The sequence below is a fragment of the Streptomyces sp. NPDC056169 genome, from assembly GCF_042268445.1.
Taxonomy (GTDB): Bacteria; Actinomycetota; Actinomycetes; order Streptomycetales; family Streptomycetaceae; genus Streptomyces.
Window position 1 is genome coordinate 385,044 of the sequence record NZ_JBHJUO010000005.1, and the last position, 23,626, is coordinate 408,669.

Below are 23,626 nucleotides of genomic sequence, written 5' to 3' on the forward strand. Positions count from 1 at the left end.
GCGCCCGGTCGGCCGACCGGGCGCCCCTCGTCCGTTTCCGGGCCGGTCAGCTCTTCGAGCAGCTCGGCAGGTTCGCCGTGTCGCCCTTGCGGAGCTTCTCCAGCGACTTCGTGGCGTCGTCGATGGTGTCGACCTTGATCAGGGTCAGACCGTCGGGCGTGTCGGAGGCGGCGGACTTGCAGTTGTCGGCGGGGGTGAGGAAGTACTCCGCGCCCGCCTTGCGCGCGCCGACGAGCTTCATGTCGATGCCGCCGATCGGGCCGACCTTCCCCTCGTCGTCGATCGTGCCCGTGCCGGCGATGAACTTGCCGTCGGTGAGGCTCTCCGGGGTGAGCTTGTCGACGATGCCGAGGGCGAACATCAGACCGGCGCTGGGGCCGCCGACGTCGGCGAGGTTGATGTCGATGGTGAACGGGAAGACGTGGTCGGTCCCGGCCTGGATGCCGACGATGGCCCGGTCGCCCTCCTCGGAGGTCGCGGTCTTGATGACCACCTTCCGGGTGACGGTCGGCTCCTTGCCGGCCTTCTCGGCCTGCGCCGCCTCCTTGGCGGGGACGATCGTGAAGACGACGTCCTGGCCCGGCTTGCGCTTCGTGACCTGCTTCGCGACATCGCCCGGCTCGGTGACGGCCACGCCGTCCACGGCCCTGATGACGTCACCGGCGTGCAGCCTGCCCTCCGCCGGAGAGCCCTTGACGACGGTGGCGACGACGACGCGGCTGGTCACCGGGATGCCCAGCTCTCCGAGGGCGGCCACCTTGGCGCTCTCCTGGGACTGGCTGAACTCCTCGGCGTTCTCCTGGCTCGACTGCTCCTCGGTCTTGCCGTCCGGGTAGAGCGTGTCGTGCGGCACCACCACGTTGTCGTGGGCGAGCCAGCCGTAGACCGCCTCGACGGCGTTCATCTTGTAGTCCGCGCTGGTGACGCGGACCGTCGTCATGTTGAGGTGCCCGTCGGTCGGGTAGGTCTTGCGTCCGGAGATCGAGAGGACGGGCTCTCCCCTGGCCTCTCCCAGGGTGTTCACCGTGGGGCCGGGACTCATCTCCGCGTACGGCACCGGGATCAGGACGCCTGCGATGAGCAGACAGATCAACACCAGGGTGGAGGCGAGCATCGTCGCGGTGCGGCGTGGCATGGAACGACAGTACGGGACTCGCCTGTGGGTGCACCCCTGGGGCGGGCCGTACGGGGCGGCCGGTGGGACCGCGTCAGCTGGACGCCGACGTGGAGACGGGAGTCACCGTCGTGGCCGGCTCGCGCTCCTGGACGACGGGGGCGTCCGTCGTGGTGTGGGACCGCTCCATCGCGTCCCGGAATCGGGCGTAGCCGGCGAGCTCGGCCACGTCACCTATCGTCCTGTTCCTCGAAGCCCAGCTTCCCCATATCGCCGCGCCGACGACTGCGAAAAGCGGAATCAGCAACCAGGCCAGCGCTGCCATCCCGACCTCCCATCCCCAGTGAGTTGATCAGCAGACTATTCATCTGTGGCATCAACGCTCGCGCCTGGGGGCCGGTTACGCAAATCGGGCGTTCGGCTACGCGCTGTCGGCGCGCCGCCTTGCGGGCCCGGGGCCCGCAAGACAAGGCCTCAGCAGGCCCCGACCCACTCCTCGGTACCGTCCGAGAAGGTCTGGTGCTTCCAGATCGGGACCTCGTGCTTGAGGTCGTCGATCAGCTTGCGGCAGGCCTCGAAGGCCTCGCCGCGGTGGGGGCAGGAGACGGCGACGACGACCGCGATGTCACCGATCCGGAGGTCGCCGACGCGGTGGACGGCGGCCAGCGCGCGGACCGGATAGTTCGCGACGACCTTCTCCGCGACGCGGCGCAGCTCCGCCTCCGCGGAGGGGTGGCAGGAGTAGCCGAGCCCGTCGACGTCCGCGCCTCCGTCGTGGTTGCGGACGGTGCCCACGAAGAGCGTCGTGCCGCCGGAGGCGTCGTCGCCGACGGCCCGGAAGACCTCGTCCACGGAGAGCGGGGTCTCCCGGATCGCGAGGAGCTTGATCGGGTCGGCGGCGGCCTGCTCGCCGGGGTGGTCGTGGGTGGGTGCCATGCGCCCATGGTGCCGCACGCCCCCGACATCCCGGAATAGCGGTTTCGACCGGTCGTCGGAACCCTCCGTAGGAGGGTTCTACAGGCCGGGCGTCGGACCCGCTCCCGGCGCGGGCCCGACGCCCGGCCCTGGCCCGCTCCCGGCGCGGGTCAGATGCCGCGCCGCTTCCGCATCTGCCGGACGAGGGCGGCCGTACCGAGCAGCGCCACCGTCGCACCGGCCGCGCCCGCCGCCGTCGCGTCCTTGCGGCCCAGTCGGCGGCCGGCGACCGTGTGGCGGCCCTCGACCTCCTCCAGGAGCGCGGTGAGGACCTCCTCGTTCGTCCACTTCGGCCGCCAGCCGGCGTCGTGGAGCCGTCCGACGCTCACCACCCAGGGATGCATGGTGTACGCGAGGTCGCCGGCCGGGGACGGGGTGAGCCCGATCCGGTGGAGGCGGGCCGCAGCGCCGAGGGCGACGGCCGAGGGGAGCTCCATGCGCCGGATCCCGGAGAGCTCCTCGACCTCCTCCTGTTCCAGCCAGCCCTCGCAGCCGACCGCGAACTCGCCGTCGACCTTCTCCAGGGCCGCGTACTCCAGGGCGCTCACCAGGTCGTCGACGTGGCAGAACTGCCAGGTGGGCCGGGAGCCGGCGACGACGAGCAGCCGGGGCGACTCGAAGTAGCGGGTCAGCGCCGTGTCCGTACCGCCGACGAGGACGGCCGGGCGGACGACGGTGACGTTGAGGCCGGGGTGCGCGCGCGGGGCGCGGCGGCCGAGGCGCTCGATCTCCAGCATGTCGCCGACGCCGGTGGCCTCCGCCGTCGCCTTGAGCTCGGCGTCCTCGGAGAGCGGGATGTCGTTGTCGGGCAGGGCGCCGTAGACCATCGCGGAGGTGCAGAGCACCACGCGGTGCACGCCGGCGGCCGCGGCGGCGGTCAGGACGGTCTGCGTGCCGCGCACGTTGTAGGCCGTTCGGGCGGCGGGGTCGGTCTCCAGGTCGAGATCGACGGCGAGGTGGACGACGACGTCCGCGCCGCGGAGCTTCTCCGCGATGGCCGGATCGCGCACGTCGAGGATGTGCCACTTCGCCTCGGCGACCTCGCCGCGGCGCTCGTCGATCGCGACGACCTGCTTGATCTCGTCGGAGGCGGCAAGGCGCCTGGTCAGCAGCTCACCCACGCCGGAAGCGGCGCCGGTGACCGCGACGACGGGGCCGCGCGCGGCGGACCGGGTTGAGGGGTTTCGCGCTCCGCGAACCTGAGGATCTGGGGAACTCACCGGGCGTCTCCAGCGGTTGTCTTCAGTACGTACACGCATGACGCGTACGGACCAGGTGGCGTCCATCCTGCCGCAGGGCACGGCCCGGCGGAGCACCGAGCCCATTTCCGGCCCGGATGTCTACGCTGGTGGTGTGCGGGGCCTGTCTTGGACAGGCCCTGGTCGGGCAGTCGCCGTCGGCAGGAGGCCGGCGGCCCTACGAGCCGAGGAAACCTGTGAGTGACACCCCATTCGGATTCGGCCTTCCGCCGGAGGAGCCGGAGAACGGCGACGAGGGCAAGAAGAAGGACCCCGCCGGAGGTGGCCAGGGCTCCGGCGGCCAGGGCGGCAACCCGTTCGGGGCGAACCCGTTCGGCTTCGGCGGGCTGCCCGGCATGGGCGGGCCCGGCGGCGCGGACAATCCGTTCGCGGCGATGTTCGGCTCCCTGAACCCCAACGATCTGGGTGCGGCCTTCCAGCAGCTCGGTCAGATGCTGAGCTACGAGGGCGGTCCCGTGAACTGGGACATGGCCAAGCAGATCGCCCGCCAGGTGGTGGCCCAGGGGACCGCCGACGGCACCAAGGACGCCAGCGTGGGCCCCGCGGAGAAGTCCGCGGTCGAGGAGGCCGTGCGCCTGGCCGACCTGTGGCTGGACGGCGTGACCTCGCTGCCCTCGGGCGCGAGCACGGCGGTGGCGTGGAGCCGCGCGGAGTGGGTCGAGGCGACGCTCCCGGCGTGGCAGCAGCTCGTGGACCCGGTCGCCGAGCGCGTCGGCGCGGCGATGGGCGATGTCCTGCCGGAGGAGATGCAGGCCATGGCCGGCCCGCTGATCGGCATGATGCGCTCCATGGGCGGCGCCATGTTCGGCCAGCAGATCGGGCAGGCCGTGGGCGCGCTCGCCGGTGAGGTCGTCGGCTCGACGGACGTCGGTCTGCCGCTCGGCCCGGCCGGGCGCGCGGCGCTGCTCCCGCTGAACGTCGAGGCCTTCGGCAAGGACCTGGGCGTGCCCTCGGACGAGGTGCGGCTCTACCTGGCCCTGCGCGAGGCCGCCCACCAGCGGCTCTTCGCGCACGTGCCGTGGCTGCGGGCGCATCTGTTCGGCGCGGTCGAGGGGTACGCGCGCGGGATCAAGGTCGACACCTCGAAGCTGGAGGAGGCGGTCGGCCAGCTCGACCCGACGCACCCGGAGCAGCTGCAGGAGGCCCTCCAGCAGGGCATGTTCCAGCCGGAGGACACCCCGGAGCAGAAGGCGGCCCTGGCCCGTCTGGAGACGGCGCTCGCGCTGGTCGAGGGCTGGGTGGACGCGGTGGTCCACGAGGCCGCCAAGTCTCGGCTGACCTCGGCGGACGCGCTGCGCGAGACGCTGCGCCGGCGCCGGGCCTCGGGCGGTCCGGCCGAGCAGACCTTCGCGACGCTGATCGGTCTCGAACTGCGTCCGCGGCGACTGCGGGACGCGGCGCGCCTGTGGGCCTCGCTGACGGACGCGCGCGGGGTCGACGGCCGGGACGGTCTGTGGGAGCACCCGGACATGCTGCCGACGGCGACCGACCTGGACGACCCGGACGGCTTCGTCCACCGTGAGCACCTCGACTTCTCGGAGCTCGACAAGATGCTCGGCGAGGCGGCGAAGGGCGACCCGGGGAAGGGCGAGGCCGGGAAGGGCGACGCGGAGGACGGGGACGACAAGGCGTGAGTCTGCACGATGACGCGGTCCTCGTACTGAAGGCGTACGAGGACCAGCCGGAGCTGCGTGACCTCTATCTGGATCACCTGGCCGCCCACCCGGACGGCATGTACAAGCCGTGCGGGGCGGGCCACCTCACGGGCAGCGCGCTGGTGATCGACCCCTCGCGGGGTCAGGTGCTGCTGACGCTGCACAAGAAGCTGGGCATGTGGCTGCAGATGGGCGGTCACTGCGAGGCGGGTGACGGGACGCTGGAGGCGGCCGCGCTGCGCGAGGCGACGGAGGAGTCGGGGATCGCGGGCCTGAGCCTGCTGCCGGGCGGTCCGGTGCGGCTCGACCGGCATCCGATTCCGGCGCCGTGCCACTGGCACCTGGACGTGCAGTACGCGGCGCTCGCTCCGGCGGGGGCCGCGGCGGAGATCAGCGAGGAGTCGCTGGACCTGCGCTGGTTCGCTTACGAGGAGGTGGCCGGCGTGGCGGACACGTCGGTGGTGCGACTGCTCGACAGCACGCTCGCCCGTCTGTGACGGGACACGGGTAAGGGGCGGTCGCCGTGGCGACCGCCCCTTACCCGCATGCCGGGCTCAGTTCCAGGCGTTGTTCTGGTTCTGCGCGTGGGCACCCTGCTGGCCGGCGCCGAACTGGGCGGCGATGCCCTGGCCGATGGCCACGTGCTGCGGGGGCATGACCTCGCTGGGCTGGACGAGCGCGAAGCCCTGGCCGAGGAAGCTGAGCTCCCAGCCCTCGCCCGTGTCGCCGCGGCGGCGGCGGACGCTGGAGTTGTGCGTCTGCGCCTGCATCTGGACGCGCAGCCCGGTGGACCAGGCGACGATCGCGTCCGCGTCGACGCTGACGTACTTCTCGGGCGTGACCTGCATCATCAGCGGCTGGCCCGAGGTCATGAGGGCGACCTTGCCGCGGCCGGAGATGTTGAGCTGGTACTTGCCGGAGCCGGAGATGCCGTACTGGCTGTCGACGGCGATGACCTCGGTGTGGAGGGTCGAGTCCAGCGCCAGGACGTAGGAGCTGTCGACGGTCAGGCCGTCGTGGTCGACCTCCACGACGTGGACGTTCTGCGCGAGGTTGGCGAAGTAGACCGTGCCCTGGCCGGAGCAGCGCATCAGGTCGAGGCCCTCGCCCGTGCGGGCGCGGGCCCGGCGCTGGTTCGGGGTCTGGTACTCGCCGTCGAAGTCGACGAGCCCCTGGTACGCGACCATGGCGCCCTTGCGGGCCAGGATGTCGTCCTGCCCGGTCAGGCTGACCCGCAGGAGCTGCGGGTTCTGGATGACGTACCGCTCCTGGCTCTGCTGTTCGGCGTGGTTGAAAAGCGGGCTCTGCATGGTGTGTTCTCGCTCCCCCTCAGCCCCGGGCCCGCAGGCGGTCGGTGCTGTCCTCGCTCGGCTGTACGACGACGATGCCCTGGCCCGAGAAGGCCATCTGGTAGGCCTCGCCGCTGCCCCGCCCGATGAGGGAGGAGGCCTTGAAGCTGCGCTTGCCCTTGACCTTGAGCGCCGGCGACCAGGCGACGAGCGCGTCGGGGTCGACGTAGGTCTCGTCCTCGCCGCGACCGCAGTCGACGACGATCGGCGTGCCGCGCGAGGTGAGCGCGACCCAGCCCGTACCGGCGATCTCCACGTTGAACAGGCCCTGGCCGGCGAACTTGGCGAGTCCCTTGACCCGCTCGACGCCCCACTGGAGGTGGGCGTCGAAGGCGAGCAGGTTGGTGCCGTTGACCGACAGGGAGTCGTTCTGGAGGTTGATCACGACGACGTCGGCGCCGTAGTCGGCGAGGTAGAGCAGTCCGTCGCCGGAGCACTTCATGATCGGCGCGCCCTCGCCCGTGGCCCAGTCCCTGGCGACCTGGCGGACGGCGGGCGGGTTGGGCTCGTAGGTGATGAAGCCTTCGTAGGCGACCATCGAGCCGGTCCGGGCGTACAGGTCCTGGCCGGAGGCCATGGCGACCTTCAGCATGGCGCGGCCGTGGTTCTCCATCCGGGCCGCGACGGGGGTCGGGGCGTAGCCCGCGAGTTGCTGGTTCATGACTTCGGGCTCCCTCAGACCTCGTAGGGCTGGACGACGATGAAGTTGCCGGGGGCGCCCCGGAACTGGAGGTTCACGGTCTCTCCGCTGTGGCCCGGGTAGGCGTTGCGGCGGAGCCGCACCTGGCTGGAGAGGATGACCTGGGACGCGGACGACCAGGCGACGACGGCGTTGCAGTCGGCGAAGGTGGTCGGCGTGACGGGCAGGACCACGGGGATGCCATGGGTCTTCACGACGACGGTGCCGGTGCCCTGGAACTGCATGGTGAACAGGGCGCCACCGGGGATGCCGTGGCCCTCGATGCGGCGGACCTCGTACTGGAGGGACTCGTCGAACGCGAGGACGTTCTCCGCGGAGACGCAGATGCCGTCGCCCTGGAGCTCGATCGGGTGCAGATGGGCGCCTTCCTCGGCGAGGAAGACCTGGCCGCGGCCGCTGCACCGCATCAGCTGCATCTCCTGGCCCGTGGCGTTGCCGACGATGCGGCCGGCGAAGCCCGCGCCCTTGTGGGAGAAGTCGACCTTGCCCTGGTACATGACCATGGAGCCCTGCCGGGCGAGGACCGGCGCGCCGCCCATGGCGAGGTCGACCCGCATGAGCTGCTGGTTCTGCGGGGTCCACCGGGCGCCGGTGGCGGTCTCCTTGAACGGCGCGAGCGCGGCGGCGAGCCCCGCGCCGGTGGCCGGGACGCCCTGCGGGACGCCCGCGGGCTGCTGCCCGAACTGCGGCTGCTGCCCGTACGGGCCGGGGGGTGCCTGCCCGTAGGGCGGCTGCTGCGGCGGCTGGCCCTGGCCGGGGTACTGACCCGGAGCCTGGCCCGGAGCCTGGCCCGGGACCTGGCCGTACGGGGACGGCTGCGGCGGCTGCGGCGGCTGCCCGTACGGGGCGGGGGCCGGCGCGGGCGGCGGGACCTGGGCCGGGGCCATGGGCGCCACCATCGTGGGCGCCGTGTGGACCGGCTGCACGGGGGCGACGGGCGCGGGCGGAGCCGGCGGGGCGCCGAACGCGGGAGCCGGGGCCGGCGGCTGGGGCGCCGCCGGTGCGGGCGCGCCGAAGGCCGGGGGCGCCGTCGCCTGCGGCGGCGGGGCGAAGCCGGGGGCCGGGGCCTGGGCCTGCGGCGCCGCGGGCTCCTCCTCGGCGACCTCGCCGCCGAAGTTCCGCAGGAGCGCCTCCAGGCCTCCGTCGAAGCCCTGGCCGACGGCGGCGAACCGCCAGACGTCCTTGAGGTAGAAGTCGCCGAGCATCACCGCGCGCTCGGTGGAGAACTCCGCGCCGGTGAAGGCGTACCGGGCGACCTCCTCGCCGCCCGCCACGATCCGCAGGTGGCCGGGGCCGACCTGGGACATCTGGCCGGCGCCGTCGATCGTCGCGGTGAACGAGAGCTTCTGGATGTTCGCGGGGATGCGGTCGAGGGTGATGCGGAAGGACTCGGTGTCACCGGACTGGGCACCGAGCAGCTGGATGGACTCCTCCGGCGACTTCGGCTGGTTGAAGAAGACGAAGTAGCGGTCGTCCGAGAGCCGCTCGTCCGCGTCGAGTCCGAAGCAGCTGATGTCGAAGCTGAGTCCGGGCGCCGCGATCTGCACACCTACGTACAGATCGGTTCCCGCCGTCAGATCACTGATCTTGGCCTTGTGGCCGCGTTGGAATTCCCTGGCCATGCGTAACGACCGTCCCCCATCCCGAATGGCGAATGCTCGCGCCAGGCTAACGGCTGCGTACGACATTGAGACAGGGCAGGTCGTTTTCGGTACGGAATCGGGAAACACCGGCGCAGCCGGTGTTTGCGGCGTCACTCCTCGCCAGCACCCGGGAGGTGCGGGAGCCGTGCGGCGGCGACCACGCCCTCCAGGTAGCCGCGGGCCCGCTCGGTGCGCGGATACGCCTCCAGGAGCCGCCAGAACCCGGGTCCGTGGCCCGGGACGAGGAGATGCGCCAGCTCGTGCAGGAGGACGTAGTCGACGACGTACTCGGGCATGCCCTGGAGCCGGTGGGAGAGGCGGATGCTGCCCTCGGAGGGGGTGCAGGAGCCCCAGCGGGTGTTCTGGTTCGTGACCCAGCGGACGGAGCCGGGGCGCGCCCGGCCGCCGTAGTACTGGTCGGAGAGGCGCAGCGCCCGCTCGGTGAGCTCGCGGTCGCCGAGGACGCTCCGGCTCTCCTGAGCGGCGAGCTTGTCCAGCATGACGGTGACCCAGCGCTGCTCCTCCGCCTCCGACATGCGGGCGGGGATGAGCACGATGGTCCGGTCGCCCTCGCGGTAGGCCGAGACGGTTCGGCTCCGCCGCGCGCTTCTGCGGACCTCGACCGCACTCGTCCCCGAGCCGCGGGGCGGCTTGCTGGTCACGCTGCGCTGTGGATCGGCGGGCACGGCCCCGACGTTACCCGCTGGCGGTGGGGGAAGTCCTCCCTCCGGAGGGGTTTCGAGAACGATCCGACCCCACCGCGCACCATTTGAATGACTAATCCCCCTGACCTGTGGACAACTTTCGGCGGCCGTCACGGCGGCGGGGCATTCTCGCTTCATGACGGACGACGGAAGAGCCGTTGTCGATCTTGAATGGGTCTTGGGTCATGAGGCTTGGATCGGGGCTTGGATCACGGGTCATGAGCGGGGGCGGGGGCGGGAAATGCATCCGATGGTGAAACCGGCGCTGCGACGCGCCTGGCGAAGTCTCCCGTGCGTCCAGTTCGGGATCACCCCCGCGCACGCGGTGGTGCTGAGCCCGGTCGACACAGGCACCGGGGCGCTCCTCGCGCTGCTCGACGGCACGCGGGGGACCGAGTTGCTGCGGGCGGAGGCGCGGGCGCTGGGTCTGCCGGACGGACGGCTGGAGGCGTTCCTCGGCCGGCTGGCGGCGGCCGGGCTCCTCGCCGACGCCTCGACCGGGCGGCCCGGGAAGGCGGTGCCGGGCGCCGGTGCGGCGGACACGGTGCTCGATCCGCTCCGCGCCGACCTGGCCTCGCTCTCCGTCGTCCACCGCGAGCCCGACCGGGCGCCGCGGGCGCTGACCGCCCGACGGGCCCTGCGCGTCCAGGTCCGGGGGGCGGGGCGGGTGGGGGCGATGGTGGCGGCCCTGCTGTCCGCGGCGGGTGTGGGCACGGTCGAGGTACTGGACTCCGGCCGGGTCGAGCCGTGGGAGACCGCCCCGGGCGGGCTGCCGGCCGAGGCCGTCGGCGAGCGCCGGGCGACGGCGGCCCGGCGTCTGGTGAGCCGCTGGGCCCGGGGCCGTGCGGGAAGAGCCGGGGTGTCCGCACCGGGTGACGGGCGCGGCGCGGTGGGGCTGTCACTCGTCGTGGTGACACCGCGCGACGGTCTCGGCGCGTACGTCCCCGACCCGGTCCCGGCCGGGCCGTGGATCGCCACCGGCACACCTCACCTGTACGCGGGCGTGCTGGAGGCGACGGGGACGGTCGGGCCGCTCGTCCTGCCGGGCGGGACGGCCTGCGCCCGCTGCCTCCAGGAGGAGCTGACGGACCGGGAGCCCGTCCGCCCCCGGCTCCTCGCCCAGTGGCGCTCGGGCGCCCCGCATCCGCTGCCCGCCTGCGATCTGGCGCTGGCCACGGCCGTGGCCGGGCTCACCGCCGCGCACGCGCTCGCGTTCCTTGACGGGGACCTCCCGGCGAGCACGGGCGCCCGCTGGGAGGTGTCACTGCCGCTGTTGGAGTGGCGGACGGAGCGCCTGCGGCCGCACCCGGACTGCCCGTGCGGGGCGGCGCGCGGTGGAGAAGGGGAGCGCGCCTCGGCAGCCGGGAGCGCGCAGGACACAATGGCGGGGTAACGGCCGTACGCGGCACGGCAGTCTGGGAATTTGGAGGGGCGCATGTCTGATCTTCCCCGGAAGGCGGTCACCCGGACCGCCAAGTTGGCCGCGTTGCCGCTCGGCTTCGCCGGCCGGGCCACGTGGGGTCTGGGCAAACGGATCGGCGGCAGGTCCGCCGAGCTGGTCGCCCGCGAGCTCCAGCAGCGCACGGCCGAGCAGCTGTTCAAGGTCCTCGGCGAGCTGAAGGGAGGGGCCATGAAACTGGGTCAGGCGCTCTCCGTCTTCGAGTCGGCCCTCCCGGAGGAGGTCGCCGGACCGTACCGGGCGGCGCTGACGAAGCTTCAGGACGCGGCGCCGCCGATGCCGACGTCCACCGTCCACACGGTCCTCGGCGAGCGGCTCGGCGAGAACTGGCGCGAGCTGTTCCTGGAGTTCGAGGACAAGCCGGCGGCGGCCGCCTCGATCGGACAGGTGCACCGGGCGGTGTGGCACGACGGGCGCGAGGTCGCGGTGAAGGTGCAGTACCCGGGCGCCGGGGAGGCCCTGCTCTCGGACCTGACCCAGCTGAGCCGCTTCGCCCGGCTCCTCGGGCCGCTCGTCCCGGGGATGGACATCAAGCCGCTGATCACCGAGATGCGGGACCGGGTCTCCGAGGAGCTGGACTACGCCCTGGAGGCGACGTCCCAGCAGGAGCACGCGGAGGTGTTCGCGGACGATCCCGACGTGGTCGTACCGGCCGTGGTGCACCAGTCGGAACAGGTCCTCGTGACCGAGTGGATGGACGGCATCCCGCTCTCCGAGGTGATCGCGGACGGCACGGAGGCCCAGCGGGACCGGGCGGGGCAGCTGCTGGCCCGCTTCCTCTTCTCCGGGCCCGCGCGGACCGGCCTGCTGCACGCCGATCCGCACCCGGGGAACTTCCGGCTGCTGCCCGGCGCCGAGGGCGACGAGGATCCGGCGAGCTGGCGCCTCGGCGTCCTCGACTTCGGCACGGTGGACCGGCTCCCGGGCGGGCTGCCGGAGACGATCGGCGTCTGTCTGCGGATGACGCTGGCCGGTGAGGCCGAGACCGTCTACGAACTGCTCCGCTCGGAGGGGTTCGTCAAGGACTCCGTCGCCCTCGACCCGGAGGCGGTCCTCGCGTACCTGCTGCCGATCATCGAACCGGCCGAGGCGGAGACCTATCTCTTCACCCGCGGCTGGCTGCGGGCCCAGGCCGCCCGGATCGCCGATCCCCGCTCCCCCGCCCACCAGCTGGGCAAGCAGCTCAACCTGCCGCCCTCGTACCTGTTGATACACCGTGTGACGCTGAGCACCATCGGGGTGCTGTGTCAGCTCAACGCGACGGTACGGCTCCGGGACGAGCTGGAGGAGTGGCTGCCCGGCTTCGTCGCGCCGGACTCCGACTGAGTCCCGTTCCGGACTCCCCGCCCTGAGGGCCGGTCACCACCAGGCGGAGTCGAGCCGGCCCTCGATCGCGCGGATGTGGGCGCGGGCGCAGTCCTCGCAGAAGTACTCGCGCCGGCCGTTCTCCACCGAACACGTCCAGGTCAGCGGGAGGGTGTCGGTGGTCTTGCCGCAGCGCGCGCAGGCGAAGGGTGCCTCGGGGGTACGGGCGTCGTTCATCCTCGTGACGATAGCCCGGCGGGTCGCCGCGGCCCGGGCAACGCACCGCGGGGGCCGGTCCGTGAGGACCGGCCCCCGCGGGCGCGCCCCGGAGGGCGCGGGGTGGAGACCCCTTAGTTCATGACGGCCATGGCCAGTGCGCGACGGGCGCGCAGCGACACACGCTCGGCGCGGCGCTGCATGCGCCGGGCGGCGACCAGGCGCACGGCCTGACGTTCCGCCTCGGCCTCACGCTGCCGCTCGTGCATATGAGCACGAGCCAGGGCTTCTGGGATGAGTTGCATTTCGCGGATCCTGTTCTGACGCGCGGTGTGCGCGGCGGTGGTGGAGAAGTCGGGGGTCGCGGAGCCGATGGGCTCAATGACGGAAGAGGTCATCGGTGCCTGCTTCTGGGGATCGTTCGTGGAGGGGCGGTCGATGGTTCCGGTGGCGCTCATGCCGCGACCGGGTTCTTGCGCGGACGGCCACGGGGCCGCTTCCGGGCGACGACCACGCCCTGGACGAAGAGCTCGCCGCCCCAGACGCCCCAGGGCTCGCGGCGCTCCTGAGCACCGGCCAGGCAGGCCTCCATGAGCGGGCAGGTCCGGCAGAGGGACTTCGCGTACTCGACGTCGGCCGGGGACTCGGCGAAGAAGACCTCCGGGTCGTAGGCGCGACAGGGAACGGGGACGCCGAGGTTCTCGATGGCGTCGTCGAGCGCGGTGAGCGCGGTGAGGGGGGTGACGGGGGTCAAAGCGTGGTCCTCCGTGGAGCCGGGCAGCGAGATCGAGTCGGAAGGCGGTACGGACGGGGCGTGCGCTTCGAGTTGCACGGTGGTCTTTCCTCGTCTGGTCGTTCCGGCCTGTTGGCCGGGGTTTCGGCTGGTACCGGGTGTTTCTGCCCGAGGCCCCTTCGCTCCGTCATCCCCGGTCGGGGACAAACAGAAGGGCCGCGGATCCCGGGTGGGGTTCCGCGGCCCTGAAGGCGCCGGTCCGATCATGGATCAGACTGGATCACTCCAGGGTTCGAGCCCACGGAAGGCCCACATCATGTGGTGGTGCGTCGTCGTCTGCCGCTGCTGGATTCCGGCACCGGTCGCGGCAAAGGCATAGGCCGTGGCCTTGCCTGCTGCTACTGCTCCCAGCGCCTTGGTCGGTCGCTCATTGCGCTCGACGGCGGGCGTGCCGAGACCGGACAGACCGGTGACGGGCAGACCGCTGCCAAGGAACGCAGCGCCGGAGAGGCCGAGCGAGCAGGCGGAGACGATCGCGCGATCGGTCATTTTGGTGGTGCTGACGAAGCCGTTGGTGCTGGTCTCGATGTTGCTGATCACGGGGAATCGCCTCCTCTCGGCGTCTCGGAGGACTCGGGTGTGAGCCGGGCCCTCATATGTATTTGGACAAGTACAGCACGAAGACAGGGCTTCGAAGAAGCCGCCGTGTCCGTGGTTAAGAACCTATGGCGCTTGACGGGGCAGGCGCAAACTATTTTCGCCACGAGTTTTGCTCAGTGTTCGTCCTCGCCCGTCCCGCTGTCCCCACCTGCGCAGATGGCCAGGACATCGGCTCCGAAGCGGTCGAGCTTGCGGATGCCGACGCCGGCGATCGAGGAGAGCTCGCCGTCGGTGGTCGGGACGCGCTCGGCGATGGCCATGAGCGTCTTGTCGGTGAAGACGCAGTAGGCGGGCTGGGACAGCTCCCGCGCCTGCTCGGAGCGCCAGTCGCGGAGCCGCTCGTAGAGCGCCTCGTCCATGTCCGAGGGACAGTCCTCGCAGCGCATGAGCTTCATCGCGCCCGCCTCGGTGAGCGTCGCTCCGCAGACCCGGCACAGGACGGGGCCGCGCGGCTTGCGCCGGCCGGCCGCGATGCCCCGCTCGATGCCTCCGGCACCGGCGGCGGCGACGGAGCCGAGGGAGCCGGAGCCGGGCCGCAGTCCCTTGAGGAAGCGGGTGGGGCGCCGGGAGGCGCGGCCGCCCGGGGCGCGGGACAGCGCCCAGGAGAGCGAGAGGTGGAGGCGGGCCCGGGTGACGCCGACGTACAGCAGGCGGCGCTCCTCCTCGACCTGTTCGTCGGTCTTGGCGTACGTGATGGGCATCATGCCCTCGGTGAGGCCGACCAGGAACACGGCGTCCCATTCGAGGCCCTTGGCCGCGTGCAGCGAGGCGAGGGTGACGCCCTGGACGGTCGGGGCGTGCTGGGCGGCGGCCCGCTCGTCGAGCTCGGCGACCAGGTCGGAGAGGGTGGCCCCCGACTTGGCGCGGGCGAAGTCCTCGGCGAGCCGGACGAGGGCGGCGAGCGACTCCCAGCGGTCGCGGACCGCGCCGGATCCCGAGGGCGGCTTGGTGGTCCAGCCCTTGGTGGAGAGGACGGCCCTGACCTGCGAGGGAAGGTCGTCGGCGTCGTCGAGGAGGGAGTCGTTGCCCCCGGCGCGGGCGGCGCCGCGCAGGGCGATGCCCGCCTCCCGTACCTCCTGGCGCTCGAAGAAGCGCTCCGCGCCGCGGAGCTGGTAGGGCACTCCGGCGTCGGCGAGGGCCTGCTCGTAGACCTCGGACTGGGCGTTGATCCGGTACAGGACGGCGATCTCGCCGGCCGGGACGCCGGCGGCGACGAGGTCCCGGATGCGGCGGGCGGTGCCCTCGGCCTCGGCCGGTTCGTCGGCGTACTCCGCGTAGGCCGGCTCGGGGCCCGGGTCGCGCTGGGAGATCAGCTCCAGGCGGTGCTCGGCGGCCCGGCCGCGGGCCTGGCTGAGCAGTCCGTTGGCCAGGTGGACGACCTGCGGGGTGGAGCGGTAGTCGCGGACGAGCTTGACCACCGTGGCGTTCGGATGGCGGTTGCGGAAGTTCAGCAGGTGGTCGGGGGTGGCGCCGGTGAACGAGTAGATGGTCTGGCTGGCGTCGCCGACGACGCAGAGGTTGTCCCGGTCGCCGAGCCACAGGTCGAGCAGACGCTGCTGGAGCGGGGAGACGTCCTGGTACTCGTCCACGACGAAGTGCTGGTACTGGCGGCGGATCTGCTCGGCGATGTCGTGCCGGTCCTGGAGGATGCCGACGGTGAGCAGCAGCACGTCCTCGAAGTCGATCACCGAGCGGTCGCGCTTGAGCTGCTCGTACAGCGCGTAGATCTGGCTGATCTCGGCCGGGTCGCGCGGGGCGTCCCGGACGGACTTGGCGACCGCGGCAGGGTAGTCGGCGGGGACCGTCTGGGTGACCTTGGCCCATTCGATCTCACCCGTGACGTCGCGCAGCTCGTTGCGGTCGAGGCGGATGCGGCAGCGGGCCGCGGCGTCGGCGACGAGCTGGATCTTCCGCTCCAGGAGCCGGGGCATGTCGCCGCCGACGGCCTTCGGCCAGAAGAACTGGAGCTGGCGCAGGGCCGCGGAGTGGAACGTACGGGCCTGGACGCCGCCTGCCCCGAGCTCCCGGAGCCGGCCGCGCATCTCGCCCGCGGCGCGGTTGGTGAACGTGACGGCCAGCACGCTGGCGGGCTGGAGTATGCCCGCCCGCACCCCGTACGCGATCCGGTGGGTGATGGCGCGCGTCTTGCCCGTGCCGGCTCCCGCCAGCACGCACACCGGGCCGCTCAGGGCGAGCGCCACCTCGCGCTGCTCGGGGTCGAGCCCGTCGAGCACCGCGTCGGCCGTCTCCGGTACCTGCGGGAAGAGAGTGGAGTGCGTTGCTGCTGTCACCTGTCCATGCTGCCAGGTCCGGCGAGCTCGGTGTCGCGGCTCGTCCACAGGCAGGAGGTGCCGGTCATACGAATGCCGGGAATGGGACGGCCGGGGCGTACGTTCTCCTTCTCGGCACCCGTCAGCGAAGAAGAGGAGCGCAGGCCATGCAGGGCACTGTGACGATGTACAGCACCACGTGGTGCGGCTACTGCCGTCGGCTGAAGAGCCAGATGGACCGTGAGGGCATCGCGTACTCGGAGATCAACATCGAGCAGGACCCGGAGTCGGCCGCGTACGTCGAGAAGGCCAACGGCGGCAACCAGACGGTCCCGACCGTCCGCATTCTTCCCGCCGCCGGCGGCGACGAGGTCGTCATGACGAACCCGAGCCTCGCGCAGGTGAAGCAGGCGCTCGGCGTCTGACCCCGCCCGCACCAGCGGCGACGGACGAGCGGCGGCGCACGAGCCGCGGCTCACGGCCCCGCTACGCACGGCCCGGCGACGCACGACCCCCGATCGGAGAGGCCTCCGGTCGGGGGTTCCGTGTTTCTCAGACCACGTCGCCCGGCTTCGGGAGCGGCTTGCCGTACCAGAGCTCGATCAGGCGGGAGGCGATCGAGATGCCGTACGGGGGGAGCACCTCGCCGGACTCGAAGCCGGCCGCGAGGTCCTCGCGGGAGAACCAGCGGGCCTCGTGGATCTCCTCGCCGTCCACGTTGATCTCCGAGGAGGTGGCGCGGGCGAAGAAGCCCAGCATGAGGCTGGACGGGAACGGCCAGGGCTGGCTGGCGATGTACTCGACCTCGCCGACCGTGACGCCGGCCTCCTCGAAGACCTCGCGGGCCACCGACTGCTCGATGGACTCGCCGGGCTCGACGAAGCCCGCGAGGGTCGAGAAGCGGCCCTCCGGCCAGTGCACCTGGCGGCCCAGCAGGGCCCGGTCCTGGTCGTCCGTGACCAGCATGATGACCGCCGGGTCGGTACGCGGGTAGTGCTCGGCGCCGCAGGCCTGGCAGCGGCGGATGTGCCCGGCGGCGGCGATGACGGTGCGCTCGCCGCAGCGCGAGCAGAAGCGGTGGAGGCGCTGCCAGTTCTCCAGGGCGACGGCGTGCACCATGAGGCCCGCGTCCCGGGGCGAGAGCAGCAGGCCCGCCTCGCGCAGCCCCGCGGGCCGGGCGGACTGGTCCATGCGGCCGGGCAGGGAGTCCTTCTGGAGCGCGAAGTACGACACCCCGTCGGCGTCCGTGCCCAGGAAGTAGCGGTGGGTCTCGGTGACGGGGGCCTCGAACGCCGGGGTCATGACGAGCTCGGTGGTGCCGTCGGGCCGGTCGTCGATCAGCACCTGCCCCCCGGAGACCACGAAGACCCGGGTCGTGGGGTGGCTCCAGGCCGCCGCCAGCCACGCCTCGTCGAGGCGGTGGTGAGCAGCCCGGTCGAGGCCGCTCGGTGCGGTCAGCGAGATCGGGCGGTCCAGCCGGTCCGGCCTGACCTTCGCGGCGTGCTTCAAGTTGCTCACAGGTGCTTCCAACTCCCCCGGATCGGTGTGTGGGTTCAGCGCGCGGCGGCTAGGGCCTGTCCGGCGGATCATGGCCGGATAGGCCGCGGCGTCCGGTGCGGTGCATCGCAAGGCGCCGGAGCGCACTAATAGCGGAGCTATTCGGGTGTTTCGGCAACACGGCGAGGTGCCGTGCCGGACGCCGCGGACCCGGCCATGATCCGCCGGACAGGCCCTAGGGCGGCGGGCAGGTCGCCCCACAGGTGAGCCGTGGTCTCGACGCCCTTCATGAGGAGATCGAGCTCGATCTTCTCGTTGGGGGCGTGCCAGCCGTCGGACGGGACGGAGATGCCCAGGAACAGTACGGGTGCCTCCAGGACGTCCTGGAGGTCGGCGGCCGGTCCGGAGCCGCCCTCGCGGGTGTAGCGGACCTTGGCGCCGTCGAAGGCCCTGCTCATGGCCCCGGCCACCGCCTTCAGGGCGGGGTGGTCGAGGGGGGTGAGGCAGGGGCGGGTCGGTGCGCCGAAGACGATCTCGTATCGGATGCCGGCGGGGACGAGTCCGGCGAGCCAGTCCCGTACGGCGAGCTCGATCTTGGCCGGGTCCTGGCCGGCGACGAGCCGGAACGACAGCTTGAGCTGGGCGGAGGCGGGGACGATCGTCTTGCCGCCGGGGCCCTGGTAGCCGCCGCCGATGCCGTTGACCTCGGCGGTGGGGCGGGCCCAGACGCGCTCCAGGGTGGAGAAGCCGGCCTCGCCGAGCGTGCCGCGGGACTTGGCCGTACGCAGCCAGGCCGCCTCGTCGAAGGGGAGCTCGGCGACGAGGGCGCGCTCGGCGTCGGAGAGCTCGGTGACGCCCTCGTAGAAGCCGGGGATCGCCACCCGCTCGGTCTCGTCGTGCAGCGCGGCGACGATCCGGCCCGCGACGGTGGCCGGGTTGGGCACGGCGCCGCCGAAGGAACCGGAGTGGATGTCCTGGTCGGGGCCGTACAGCTCGATCTCGCAGTCGGCGACCCCGCGCATGCCGGTGCACACGGTGGGGGTGGTCTCGGACCACATGCCGGTGTCGGAGACGATCACGGCGTCGGCGGCGAGCCGCTGGGCGTGGGTCTCGACGAGCTCGCGGAAGTGCGGGGAGCCGGACTCCTCCTCGCCCTCGACGATCAGCTTGAGGTTGACGGCGGGGGCGGTGCGGCCGGTGGCGGCGAGGTGGGCGCGGACACCGAGTGTGTGGAAGAACACCTGTCCCTTGTCGTCGGCGGCGCCCCGCGCGTACATCCGGCCGTCGATCACGGTCGGCTCGAAGGGCTCCGTGTGCCAGCCGTCCTCGCGGGCCGCGGGCTGCACGTCGTGGTGGCCGTAGACGAGGACCGTCGGGGCGTCCGGGTCGCCGGAGGGCCACTCGGCGAAGACCGCGGGGGCGCCGTCCGTCTCCCACACCTCGACCGTCGTGAAGCCGGTCTCCGCCAGCTTGGCGGCGAGCCACTCGGCGCTGCGGCGGACGTCCCCGGCGCGGTCCGGCTGCGCGGACACGGAGGGGATGCGCAGCCACTCGGCGAGGTCGCCGAGGAAGGCCTCGCGGTGCTGGTCGATGTACGTGCGCACGGCGTGGACGACGCTGTCCGGGGTCTCGCTCATGCCTCCGAGCCTATCCGGCGCCGGGGGGTGCCCCGCCCAGCAGGATGGCCTCCAGCTCGGCACGGCCGGGCAGGCGGGCGGGCCGGGCGACCTCACCCGTACGGACGTAGACGAAGGCGGCCGCGACGTCCTCGGGCGCGAGGCCGTGCTGCTCGGCCCAGGCGAGCCGGTAGATCGCGAGCTGGAGGGGGTCGGCGGTCCGGTGGTGGCTGGTCTTCCAGTCGACGATCTCGTACGCGCCGGTGTCCGGGTCCCGGTAGACGGCGTCGATCCGGCCCCGGACGACCCGGCCCCCGAGGGTGAGGTGGACGGGGACCTCGACGCGGTACGGGGAGCGGTGGGCGTACGGGGTGCGGGCGAAGGCCTCCTTGAGGGTGTCGAGGTCCCGCTCGTCGAGGATCTCGGGCTCGCCCGCGAAGTCCTCGCCGCCGGGGAGGTCCTCCGGGCCGAGGAACGGCAGCGGCAGCTCCTCGAAGCGGGACTCCACCCACGCGTGGAAGCGGGTGCCCCGGCGGGCCGCGGGCTGCGGCGGCTTGGGCATGGGGCGGGCCAGGTCCTGGGCGAAGCCGTCGGGGTCGGCGGCGAGGCGGAGGACCTGGGAGGCGGAGAGGTACGGGGGGAGGAGGACGTCGCGGGTGGTGGCGCGGGCGCGGCGGAGTTCGGTGGTGAGGGCGGTGAGGTCGCGGTCCCAGGAGGCGATGGTGCGGAGCTCCTCGGGAGTGAGGGTGCGCTCCGGGGTGCGCTCCGGGGTGCGCTCCGGGTCCCTTGGTGCCGGGACCGCGTCGGTGTGGGTGTCCTCGGGGAGGGTCTCCTCGTCCCAGACGGGTTCCTCGTCGTCCGGCCAGAGGTCCTCGGGGTGCGGGTCCGGGAGGTCGGGCGCTGCGCTGGTGGGGCTGTGCCCACCCTCCCCCGGAGCTTCGCCCGGGAGGTGCCCCCAGTCCTGCGGAACGATGGCCCGCAGCGCGGCGGTCACCTGCTCCGCCGCCTGCCTACGGCGGGTCAGTGCCTCGGCGTCCAGCGGTAGCGGCCAGGCCTGGTCCTTCGTGTTCTCCGTCAGGGACGGGTTCTCCGCGTCCTCCTCCGGGGTTTCCGCCCAGGATTCGATGTCGCCGTGGCCGGCCTCGCAGTGGTCGTACAGGGCCTGGAGGAAGTCCGAGGGGCCCCGGGGCTTCTTCTGGGACGGGCCCCACCAGTGGGCCGAGCCGAGGAGGAGGGAGCGGGGGCGGGTGAAGGTGACGTAGCCGAGGCGGAGCTCTTCCGTGTGCTGGTGGTCCCGCATGGCGTTCTTGAAGGACGTGAGGGACTTGGCGTCCCACGTGTCGATCCCCGGCAGCGTGTCCGCGTCGCCGCGCAGGGCGTGCGGGAGGACCTGCGGCTGGGAGGTCCACGCCTCGCGCGCGCGGGCGCTCGGGAAGGCGCCGGCGACCAGGCCGGGGACGGCGACGACGTCCCACTCCAGGCCCTTGGACTTGTGGGCGGTGAGGACCTTCACCGTGTTCTCGCCGCCCGGGAGGGCGTTGTCGAGGCCCTTCTCGAACTGGACGGCCGTGCGCAGGAATCCGAGGAAGGCGAGGAGGCTCGCCTCGCCGTCGAGGGAGGCGAAGCCCGCGGCGACGTCCAGGAAGTTCGACAGGGTCTCGCGGCGGCGGGCGGCCAGCGCGTGCGGGGAGGCCGAGAGCTCGACCTCCAGGCCGGTCGCGGTGAGGATCCGGTGCAGCACGTCCATGAGCGGGTCGGCGAGCGAGGTGCGCAGGGCGCGCAGCTCGGCGGCGAGGCGCGCGAAGCGGACCCTGGCCTCGGCGGAGAAGGGCAGGCCGTCGTCGGCGGCGCCGCCGGAGTCCAGGAAGGTGTCGAGCGCGTCGGCGAGCGAGATCACCTCCGCCGGGTCGACGCCCTCGACTGCGGCGGCGAGCCGCTGCTCGGGGTCCGGGTCGTCGCCGCCCCGGTGGACGAGGAGCCGGGCCCGGCGGCCGAGGAGGGCCAGGTCGCGGGGGCCGATCCGCCAGCGGGGGCCGGTGAGGAGGCGGACCAGGGAGGCGTTGGCCCCCGGGTCCTGGAGGACCTCGCAGACGGCGACGAGGTCGGCGATCTCGGGCAGGTGGAGGAGGCCGGAGAGGCCGACGACCTCGACGGGCACGTCCCGGGCGACGAGGGCGGCGTGGATCGCGGGGAAGTCGGTCGCGGTCCGGCACAGGACGGCGATCTCGCCGGGCTCGCGGCCGGTGCGGACGAGGTGGGCGAGGGAGTCGGCCAGCCAGTCGATCTCCTCGGCGTGGGTGGGCAGCAGGGCGATGCGGACGCTGCCGTCCTGCTCCGCGCCCGGCGCGGGGCGCAGTGCCTCCACGCCCGCGTGCATGGCGCGGAGGGGGGCGGCGAGGCGGTTGGCGAGGTCGAGGAGGCGGCCGCCGCTGCGCCGGTTCTCGGAGAGGGAGTAGCGGCTCGCGGGGCTGCCGTCGGCGCCCGGGAAGTGCTCGGGGAAGTCGTCCAGGTTGGCGACGGAGGCGCCCCGCCAGCCGTAGATGGCCTGGCAGGGGTCGCCGACGGCGGTCACGGCGTGTCCGGTGCCCTGGCCGAAGAGGCCGGAGAGCAGCAGCCGCTGGGCGACGGAGGTGTCCTGGTACTCGTCGAGGAGGACGACCCGGAACTCCTCGCGGAGCAGGCCGCCGACCTCGGGCCGGGTGGTGGCGAGCTCGGCGGAGAGGGCGATCTGGTCGCCGAAGTCGAGCAGGTCGCGGGAGCGCTTGGCGGCGCGGTAGCGGACGACGAGGTCGAGGAGCTCGCGGCGGGCGGCGGTGGCCTCGGGGATCTTGCGCAGTTCGGCGTTGCTGAGCTTGGCGTCGGCGAGGGCGGTGAGGAGCTCGGAGTCGTACGCCGTGAGGTCCCGGGGCCGTACGAGGTGCTCGGCGAGCTCGCCGTCGAGGGCGAGGAGGTCGGTGACGAGGGTCGGGAAGGACTTGGTCAGTGCCGGGTACGGGCCGGGGGCCTCGCGCAGCACGCGCGCGGCGAGCTGGTAGCGGGTGGCGTCGGCGAGGAGCCGGGAGGTGGGCTCCAGGCCGATGCGGAGGCCGTGATCGGTGAGGAGCTGCCCGGCGAAGGCGTGGTACGTGGAGATGCGGGGCTCGCCCGGGGGCTCGTCGGGATCGATGACGTCGGGGTCGGTGACCCCGGCGCGGACGAGGGCGGTGCGGACGCGCTCGGCGAGTTCGCCCGCGGCCTTGTTGGTGAACGTGAGGCCGAGGACCTGCTCGGGGGCGACCTGGCCCGTGCCGACCAGCCAGACCACACGGGCGGCCATCACCGTCGTCTTGCCGGAGCCGGCTCCGGCCACGACGACCTGCGGGGCGAGCGGCGCGGTGATGCAGGCCGTCTGCTCCGGGGTGAACGGGATCCCGAGGAGCTCCTTGAGCTGCTCGGGGTCGGTGAGGTGTGCGGTCACCTCAAAGAGGCTAACGCGACCGACCGACAGTGCGGCCCGGCCCGGTGCTCACCGGGCCTCCCGCACCCCCGTCACGCGGGCGTGCCCTGGTCCAGCTTGGACAGGTCCACCGTCTCGTCGGCGGGCGGGACGACCACCTTGACCGGCTTGTCGTAGTCCGAGAGCACCATGGAGCCGGGTTCGTCGCCGCCCGTCTTGACCATCTTGAGGATGTAGGGCTTGCCCTCCTCGGAGACGGAGACGGTGGTCGTCTCCGGCCTGGGTGTCTCCCCGCCCGGCGTCTCCCCTCCGGTCGTCTCCCCGCCCGTCTTCTTCTTCACCAGCGTCGCCACGGGCGTGCCGTCCAGCTCGCCGTCGGGTCCCCGCACCAGGCCGCTGCGCTGCTCCTCGTCCTCGTCGAGGTCGGCGAGGAGCCCCTTCAGGTCGCAGACGCCGCCGAGGTCGCCGCTGCCCGCCTGCCCCGGGGCGATCTTCAGCCAGCGGCCCTTGATGAGCTCGATCGTGGCGTCGATCTGTGGCTCGGGCATGCCCTGGGAGGCCATGGAGACCCGCCAGAAGGCCTCGTCGCCCTTCATGTACGTGATGTCGTCGACTCGGCGCAGCTCGGCGGTGCCGCCGCCGATCCTCATCACGCCGGTGCACTCCTGGCGGTCGTTGACCGCGAAGTCGATGTCGAGGGGCTCCCCGTCGGCGGTGACCCGGCCCGTCATGCGGAGCGAGGTCGCGGACTGGGTGGCGGCGACCGCCCGGTCGGCGATCTCGTCGGGGGTGAGGTTCGCGAAGGGATCCGGGGAGGGGGCGGGAGCGGGGGCCCCGACCGCTGCCGGTGGCGCCGCCCGGGCCACCGCCGGTGCGGGACCCGCGACGGCGACGGCGGCACAGACGACGGCCGCGGCGCGGAGCTTTCGGTGGGACGCCATGCGAGCCTCCTCGCGGATTCCCCCATCCCTGTCCACCAGGGTCGCCCCGCGCGCGCGTGCCCGCGACCGGACCGGGCGAGCGGCCCGGCCGGGG

At 72.8% G+C, this 23,626-nt stretch carries 22 protein-coding genes; 5 read left to right on the forward strand and 17 right to left on the reverse strand.

Features of this window, described 5'->3' with window-relative positions; genetic code table 11:
• Positions 1–46 precede the first annotated feature (46 nt).
• The 4 genes from ACFC0G_RS10710 to ACFC0G_RS10725 form a co-directional block, all read right to left on the reverse strand.
• Positions 47–1,135, reverse strand: a complete 1,089-nt coding sequence (locus ACFC0G_RS10710; RefSeq protein ID WP_376400393.1) for a PDZ domain-containing protein — start codon at positions 1,133–1,135, stop codon at positions 47–49.
• Positions 1,136–1,208: 73 nt separating this feature from the next.
• A complete protein-coding gene (locus ACFC0G_RS10715; protein WP_376400542.1) occupies positions 1,209–1,343 on the reverse strand; it encodes a hypothetical protein in 135 nt (44 codons plus the stop codon).
• A 245-nt stretch (positions 1,344–1,588) separates the two neighbouring features.
• Positions 1,589–2,050: a molybdenum cofactor biosynthesis protein MoaE gene (locus ACFC0G_RS10720; RefSeq protein WP_376400396.1), complete on the reverse strand. Its 462-nt coding sequence runs from the start codon at positions 2,048–2,050 to the stop codon at positions 1,589–1,591.
• Between the two features lie 149 nt (positions 2,051–2,199).
• A complete protein-coding gene (locus ACFC0G_RS10725; protein WP_376400399.1) occupies positions 2,200–3,309 on the reverse strand; it encodes an SDR family oxidoreductase in 1,110 nt (369 codons plus the stop codon).
• A 215-nt stretch (positions 3,310–3,524) separates the two neighbouring features.
• Here ACFC0G_RS10725 and ACFC0G_RS10730 point away from each other — a divergent pair, with 215 nt between their 5' ends.
• Together ACFC0G_RS10730 and ACFC0G_RS10735 are read left to right on the forward strand one after the other, a co-directional pair.
• Positions 3,525–4,982: a zinc-dependent metalloprotease gene (locus ACFC0G_RS10730; protein ID WP_376400401.1), complete on the forward strand. Its 1,458-nt coding sequence runs from the start codon at positions 3,525–3,527 to the stop codon at positions 4,980–4,982.
• On the forward strand, positions 4,979–5,500 hold the full coding sequence (locus ACFC0G_RS10735; protein ID WP_376400404.1) for an NUDIX hydrolase: 522 nt from the start codon (positions 4,979–4,981) through the stop codon (positions 5,498–5,500). Before ACFC0G_RS10730 ends, ACFC0G_RS10735 begins: the two co-directional genes overlap by 4 nt.
• Positions 5,501–5,557: 57 nt before the next feature.
• On the opposite strand, the gene ACFC0G_RS10740 is transcribed toward ACFC0G_RS10735, so the two are convergent.
• The 4 genes from ACFC0G_RS10740 to ACFC0G_RS10755 all read right to left on the reverse strand — a co-directional run bounded on the left by ACFC0G_RS10740 (position 5,558) and on the right by ACFC0G_RS10755 (position 9,381).
• Complete coding sequence (locus ACFC0G_RS10740) at positions 5,558–6,313, reverse strand: AIM24 family protein (RefSeq protein ID WP_376400407.1); 756 nt, start codon at positions 6,311–6,313, stop codon at positions 5,558–5,560.
• A 19-nt stretch (positions 6,314–6,332) separates the two neighbouring features.
• Positions 6,333–7,013, reverse strand: coding sequence for an AIM24 family protein (locus ACFC0G_RS10745; protein WP_376400410.1), 681 nt, complete (start codon positions 7,011–7,013; stop codon positions 6,333–6,335).
• 14 nt (positions 7,014–7,027) lie between these two features.
• Entirely contained in the window at positions 7,028–8,674 is a 1,647-nt protein-coding gene (locus ACFC0G_RS10750; protein ID WP_376400413.1) for a TerD family protein, read from the reverse strand.
• A gap of 131 nt (positions 8,675–8,805) precedes the next feature.
• Positions 8,806–9,381 carry a M48 family metallopeptidase gene (locus ACFC0G_RS10755; RefSeq protein ID WP_376400416.1) on the reverse strand — a complete coding sequence of 192 codons (576 nt, stop codon included), beginning with the start codon at positions 9,379–9,381 and terminating at the stop codon, positions 8,806–8,808.
• A gap of 259 nt (positions 9,382–9,640) precedes the next feature.
• On the opposite strand from ACFC0G_RS10755, the gene ACFC0G_RS10760 reads away from it, so the two are divergent.
• Together ACFC0G_RS10760 and ACFC0G_RS10765 are read left to right on the forward strand one after the other, a co-directional pair.
• Complete coding sequence (locus ACFC0G_RS10760) at positions 9,641–10,792, forward strand: TOMM precursor leader peptide-binding protein (protein WP_376400418.1); 1,152 nt, start codon at positions 9,641–9,643, stop codon at positions 10,790–10,792.
• A 42-nt stretch (positions 10,793–10,834) separates the two neighbouring features.
• Entirely contained in the window at positions 10,835–12,184 is a 1,350-nt protein-coding gene (locus ACFC0G_RS10765; RefSeq protein ID WP_376400421.1) for an ABC1 kinase family protein, read from the forward strand.
• 33 nt (positions 12,185–12,217) lie between these two features.
• Here the strand turns inward: ACFC0G_RS10765 and ACFC0G_RS10770 are convergent, their stop codons facing one another.
• The 5 genes from ACFC0G_RS10770 to ACFC0G_RS10790 form a co-directional block, all read right to left on the reverse strand.
• Positions 12,218–12,400 (reverse strand): hypothetical protein, encoded by a 183-nt coding sequence (locus tag ACFC0G_RS10770; RefSeq protein ID WP_376400424.1) that lies wholly within the window; start codon positions 12,398–12,400, stop codon positions 12,218–12,220.
• A 113-nt stretch (positions 12,401–12,513) separates the two neighbouring features.
• Complete coding sequence (locus tag ACFC0G_RS10775) at positions 12,514–12,837, reverse strand: hypothetical protein (RefSeq protein ID WP_376400426.1); 324 nt, start codon at positions 12,835–12,837, stop codon at positions 12,514–12,516.
• Positions 12,834–13,211: a WhiB family transcriptional regulator gene (locus tag ACFC0G_RS10780; RefSeq protein ID WP_376400429.1), complete on the reverse strand. Its 378-nt coding sequence runs from the start codon at positions 13,209–13,211 to the stop codon at positions 12,834–12,836. The genes ACFC0G_RS10775 and ACFC0G_RS10780 overlap by 4 nt, the downstream gene beginning before the upstream one ends.
• Positions 13,212–13,382: 171 nt before the next feature.
• Positions 13,383–13,709 carry a hypothetical protein gene (locus tag ACFC0G_RS10785; protein ID WP_376400537.1) on the reverse strand — a complete coding sequence of 109 codons (327 nt, stop codon included), beginning with the start codon at positions 13,707–13,709 and terminating at the stop codon, positions 13,383–13,385.
• 176 nt (positions 13,710–13,885) lie between these two features.
• Positions 13,886–16,063, reverse strand: coding sequence for an ATP-dependent DNA helicase UvrD2 (locus ACFC0G_RS10790; protein ID WP_376400432.1), 2,178 nt, complete (start codon positions 16,061–16,063; stop codon positions 13,886–13,888).
• Between the two features lie 146 nt (positions 16,064–16,209).
• Between ACFC0G_RS10790 and ACFC0G_RS10795 the strand changes: the two genes are divergently transcribed.
• Complete coding sequence (locus ACFC0G_RS10795; protein WP_024758721.1) at positions 16,210–16,467, forward strand: mycoredoxin; 258 nt, start codon at positions 16,210–16,212, stop codon at positions 16,465–16,467.
• A gap of 127 nt (positions 16,468–16,594) precedes the next feature.
• Here ACFC0G_RS10795 and nudC read toward each other — a convergent pair whose 3' ends face one another.
• The 4 genes from nudC to ACFC0G_RS10815 form a co-directional block, all read right to left on the reverse strand.
• Complete coding sequence (gene nudC / locus ACFC0G_RS10800) at positions 16,595–17,560, reverse strand: NAD(+) diphosphatase (protein ID WP_376400435.1); 966 nt, start codon at positions 17,558–17,560, stop codon at positions 16,595–16,597.
• Positions 17,561–17,697: 137 nt separating this feature from the next.
• Positions 17,698–19,176 carry a dipeptidase gene (locus tag ACFC0G_RS10805; RefSeq protein WP_376400438.1) on the reverse strand — a complete coding sequence of 493 codons (1,479 nt, stop codon included), beginning with the start codon at positions 19,174–19,176 and terminating at the stop codon, positions 17,698–17,700.
• A gap of 10 nt (positions 19,177–19,186) precedes the next feature.
• A complete protein-coding gene (locus ACFC0G_RS10810; RefSeq protein ID WP_376400441.1) occupies positions 19,187–22,612 on the reverse strand; it encodes a UvrD-helicase domain-containing protein in 3,426 nt (1,141 codons plus the stop codon).
• Between the two features lie 71 nt (positions 22,613–22,683).
• Complete coding sequence (locus ACFC0G_RS10815) at positions 22,684–23,532, reverse strand: hypothetical protein (protein WP_376400443.1); 849 nt, start codon at positions 23,530–23,532, stop codon at positions 22,684–22,686.
• Positions 23,533–23,626: the final 94 nt, after the last annotated feature.

Excerpts from the sequence above, each read along its gene's own strand:
- ACFC0G_RS10740 (WP_376400407.1), bottom strand. The coding sequence starts at position 6,313 with ATGCAGAGCCCGCTTTTCAACCACGCCGAACAGCAGAGCCAGGAGCGG.
- ACFC0G_RS10720 (WP_376400396.1), bottom strand. The coding sequence starts at position 2,050 with ATGGCACCCACCCACGACCACCCCGGCGAGCAGGCCGCCGCCGACCCG.
- ACFC0G_RS10775 (WP_376400426.1), bottom strand. The coding sequence starts at position 12,837 with ATGAGCGCCACCGGAACCATCGACCGCCCCTCCACGAACGATCCCCAG.
- ACFC0G_RS10770 (WP_376400424.1), bottom strand. The coding sequence starts at position 12,400 with ATGAACGACGCCCGTACCCCCGAGGCACCCTTCGCCTGCGCGCGCTGC.
- ACFC0G_RS10750 (WP_376400413.1), bottom strand. The coding sequence starts at position 8,674 with ATGGCCAGGGAATTCCAACGCGGCCACAAGGCCAAGATCAGTGATCTG.
- ACFC0G_RS10710 (WP_376400393.1), bottom strand. The coding sequence starts at position 1,135 with ATGCCACGCCGCACCGCGACGATGCTCGCCTCCACCCTGGTGTTGATC.
- ACFC0G_RS10765 (WP_376400421.1), top strand. The coding sequence starts at position 10,835 with ATGTCTGATCTTCCCCGGAAGGCGGTCACCCGGACCGCCAAGTTGGCC.
- ACFC0G_RS10805 (WP_376400438.1), bottom strand. The coding sequence starts at position 19,176 with ATGAGCGAGACCCCGGACAGCGTCGTCCACGCCGTGCGCACGTACATC.
- ACFC0G_RS10745 (WP_376400410.1), bottom strand. The coding sequence starts at position 7,013 with ATGAACCAGCAACTCGCGGGCTACGCCCCGACCCCCGTCGCGGCCCGG.
- ACFC0G_RS10795 (WP_024758721.1), top strand. The coding sequence starts at position 16,210 with ATGCAGGGCACTGTGACGATGTACAGCACCACGTGGTGCGGCTACTGC.
- ACFC0G_RS10815 (WP_376400443.1), bottom strand. The coding sequence starts at position 23,532 with ATGGCGTCCCACCGAAAGCTCCGCGCCGCGGCCGTCGTCTGTGCCGCC.
- ACFC0G_RS10760 (WP_376400418.1), top strand. The coding sequence starts at position 9,641 with ATGCATCCGATGGTGAAACCGGCGCTGCGACGCGCCTGGCGAAGTCTC.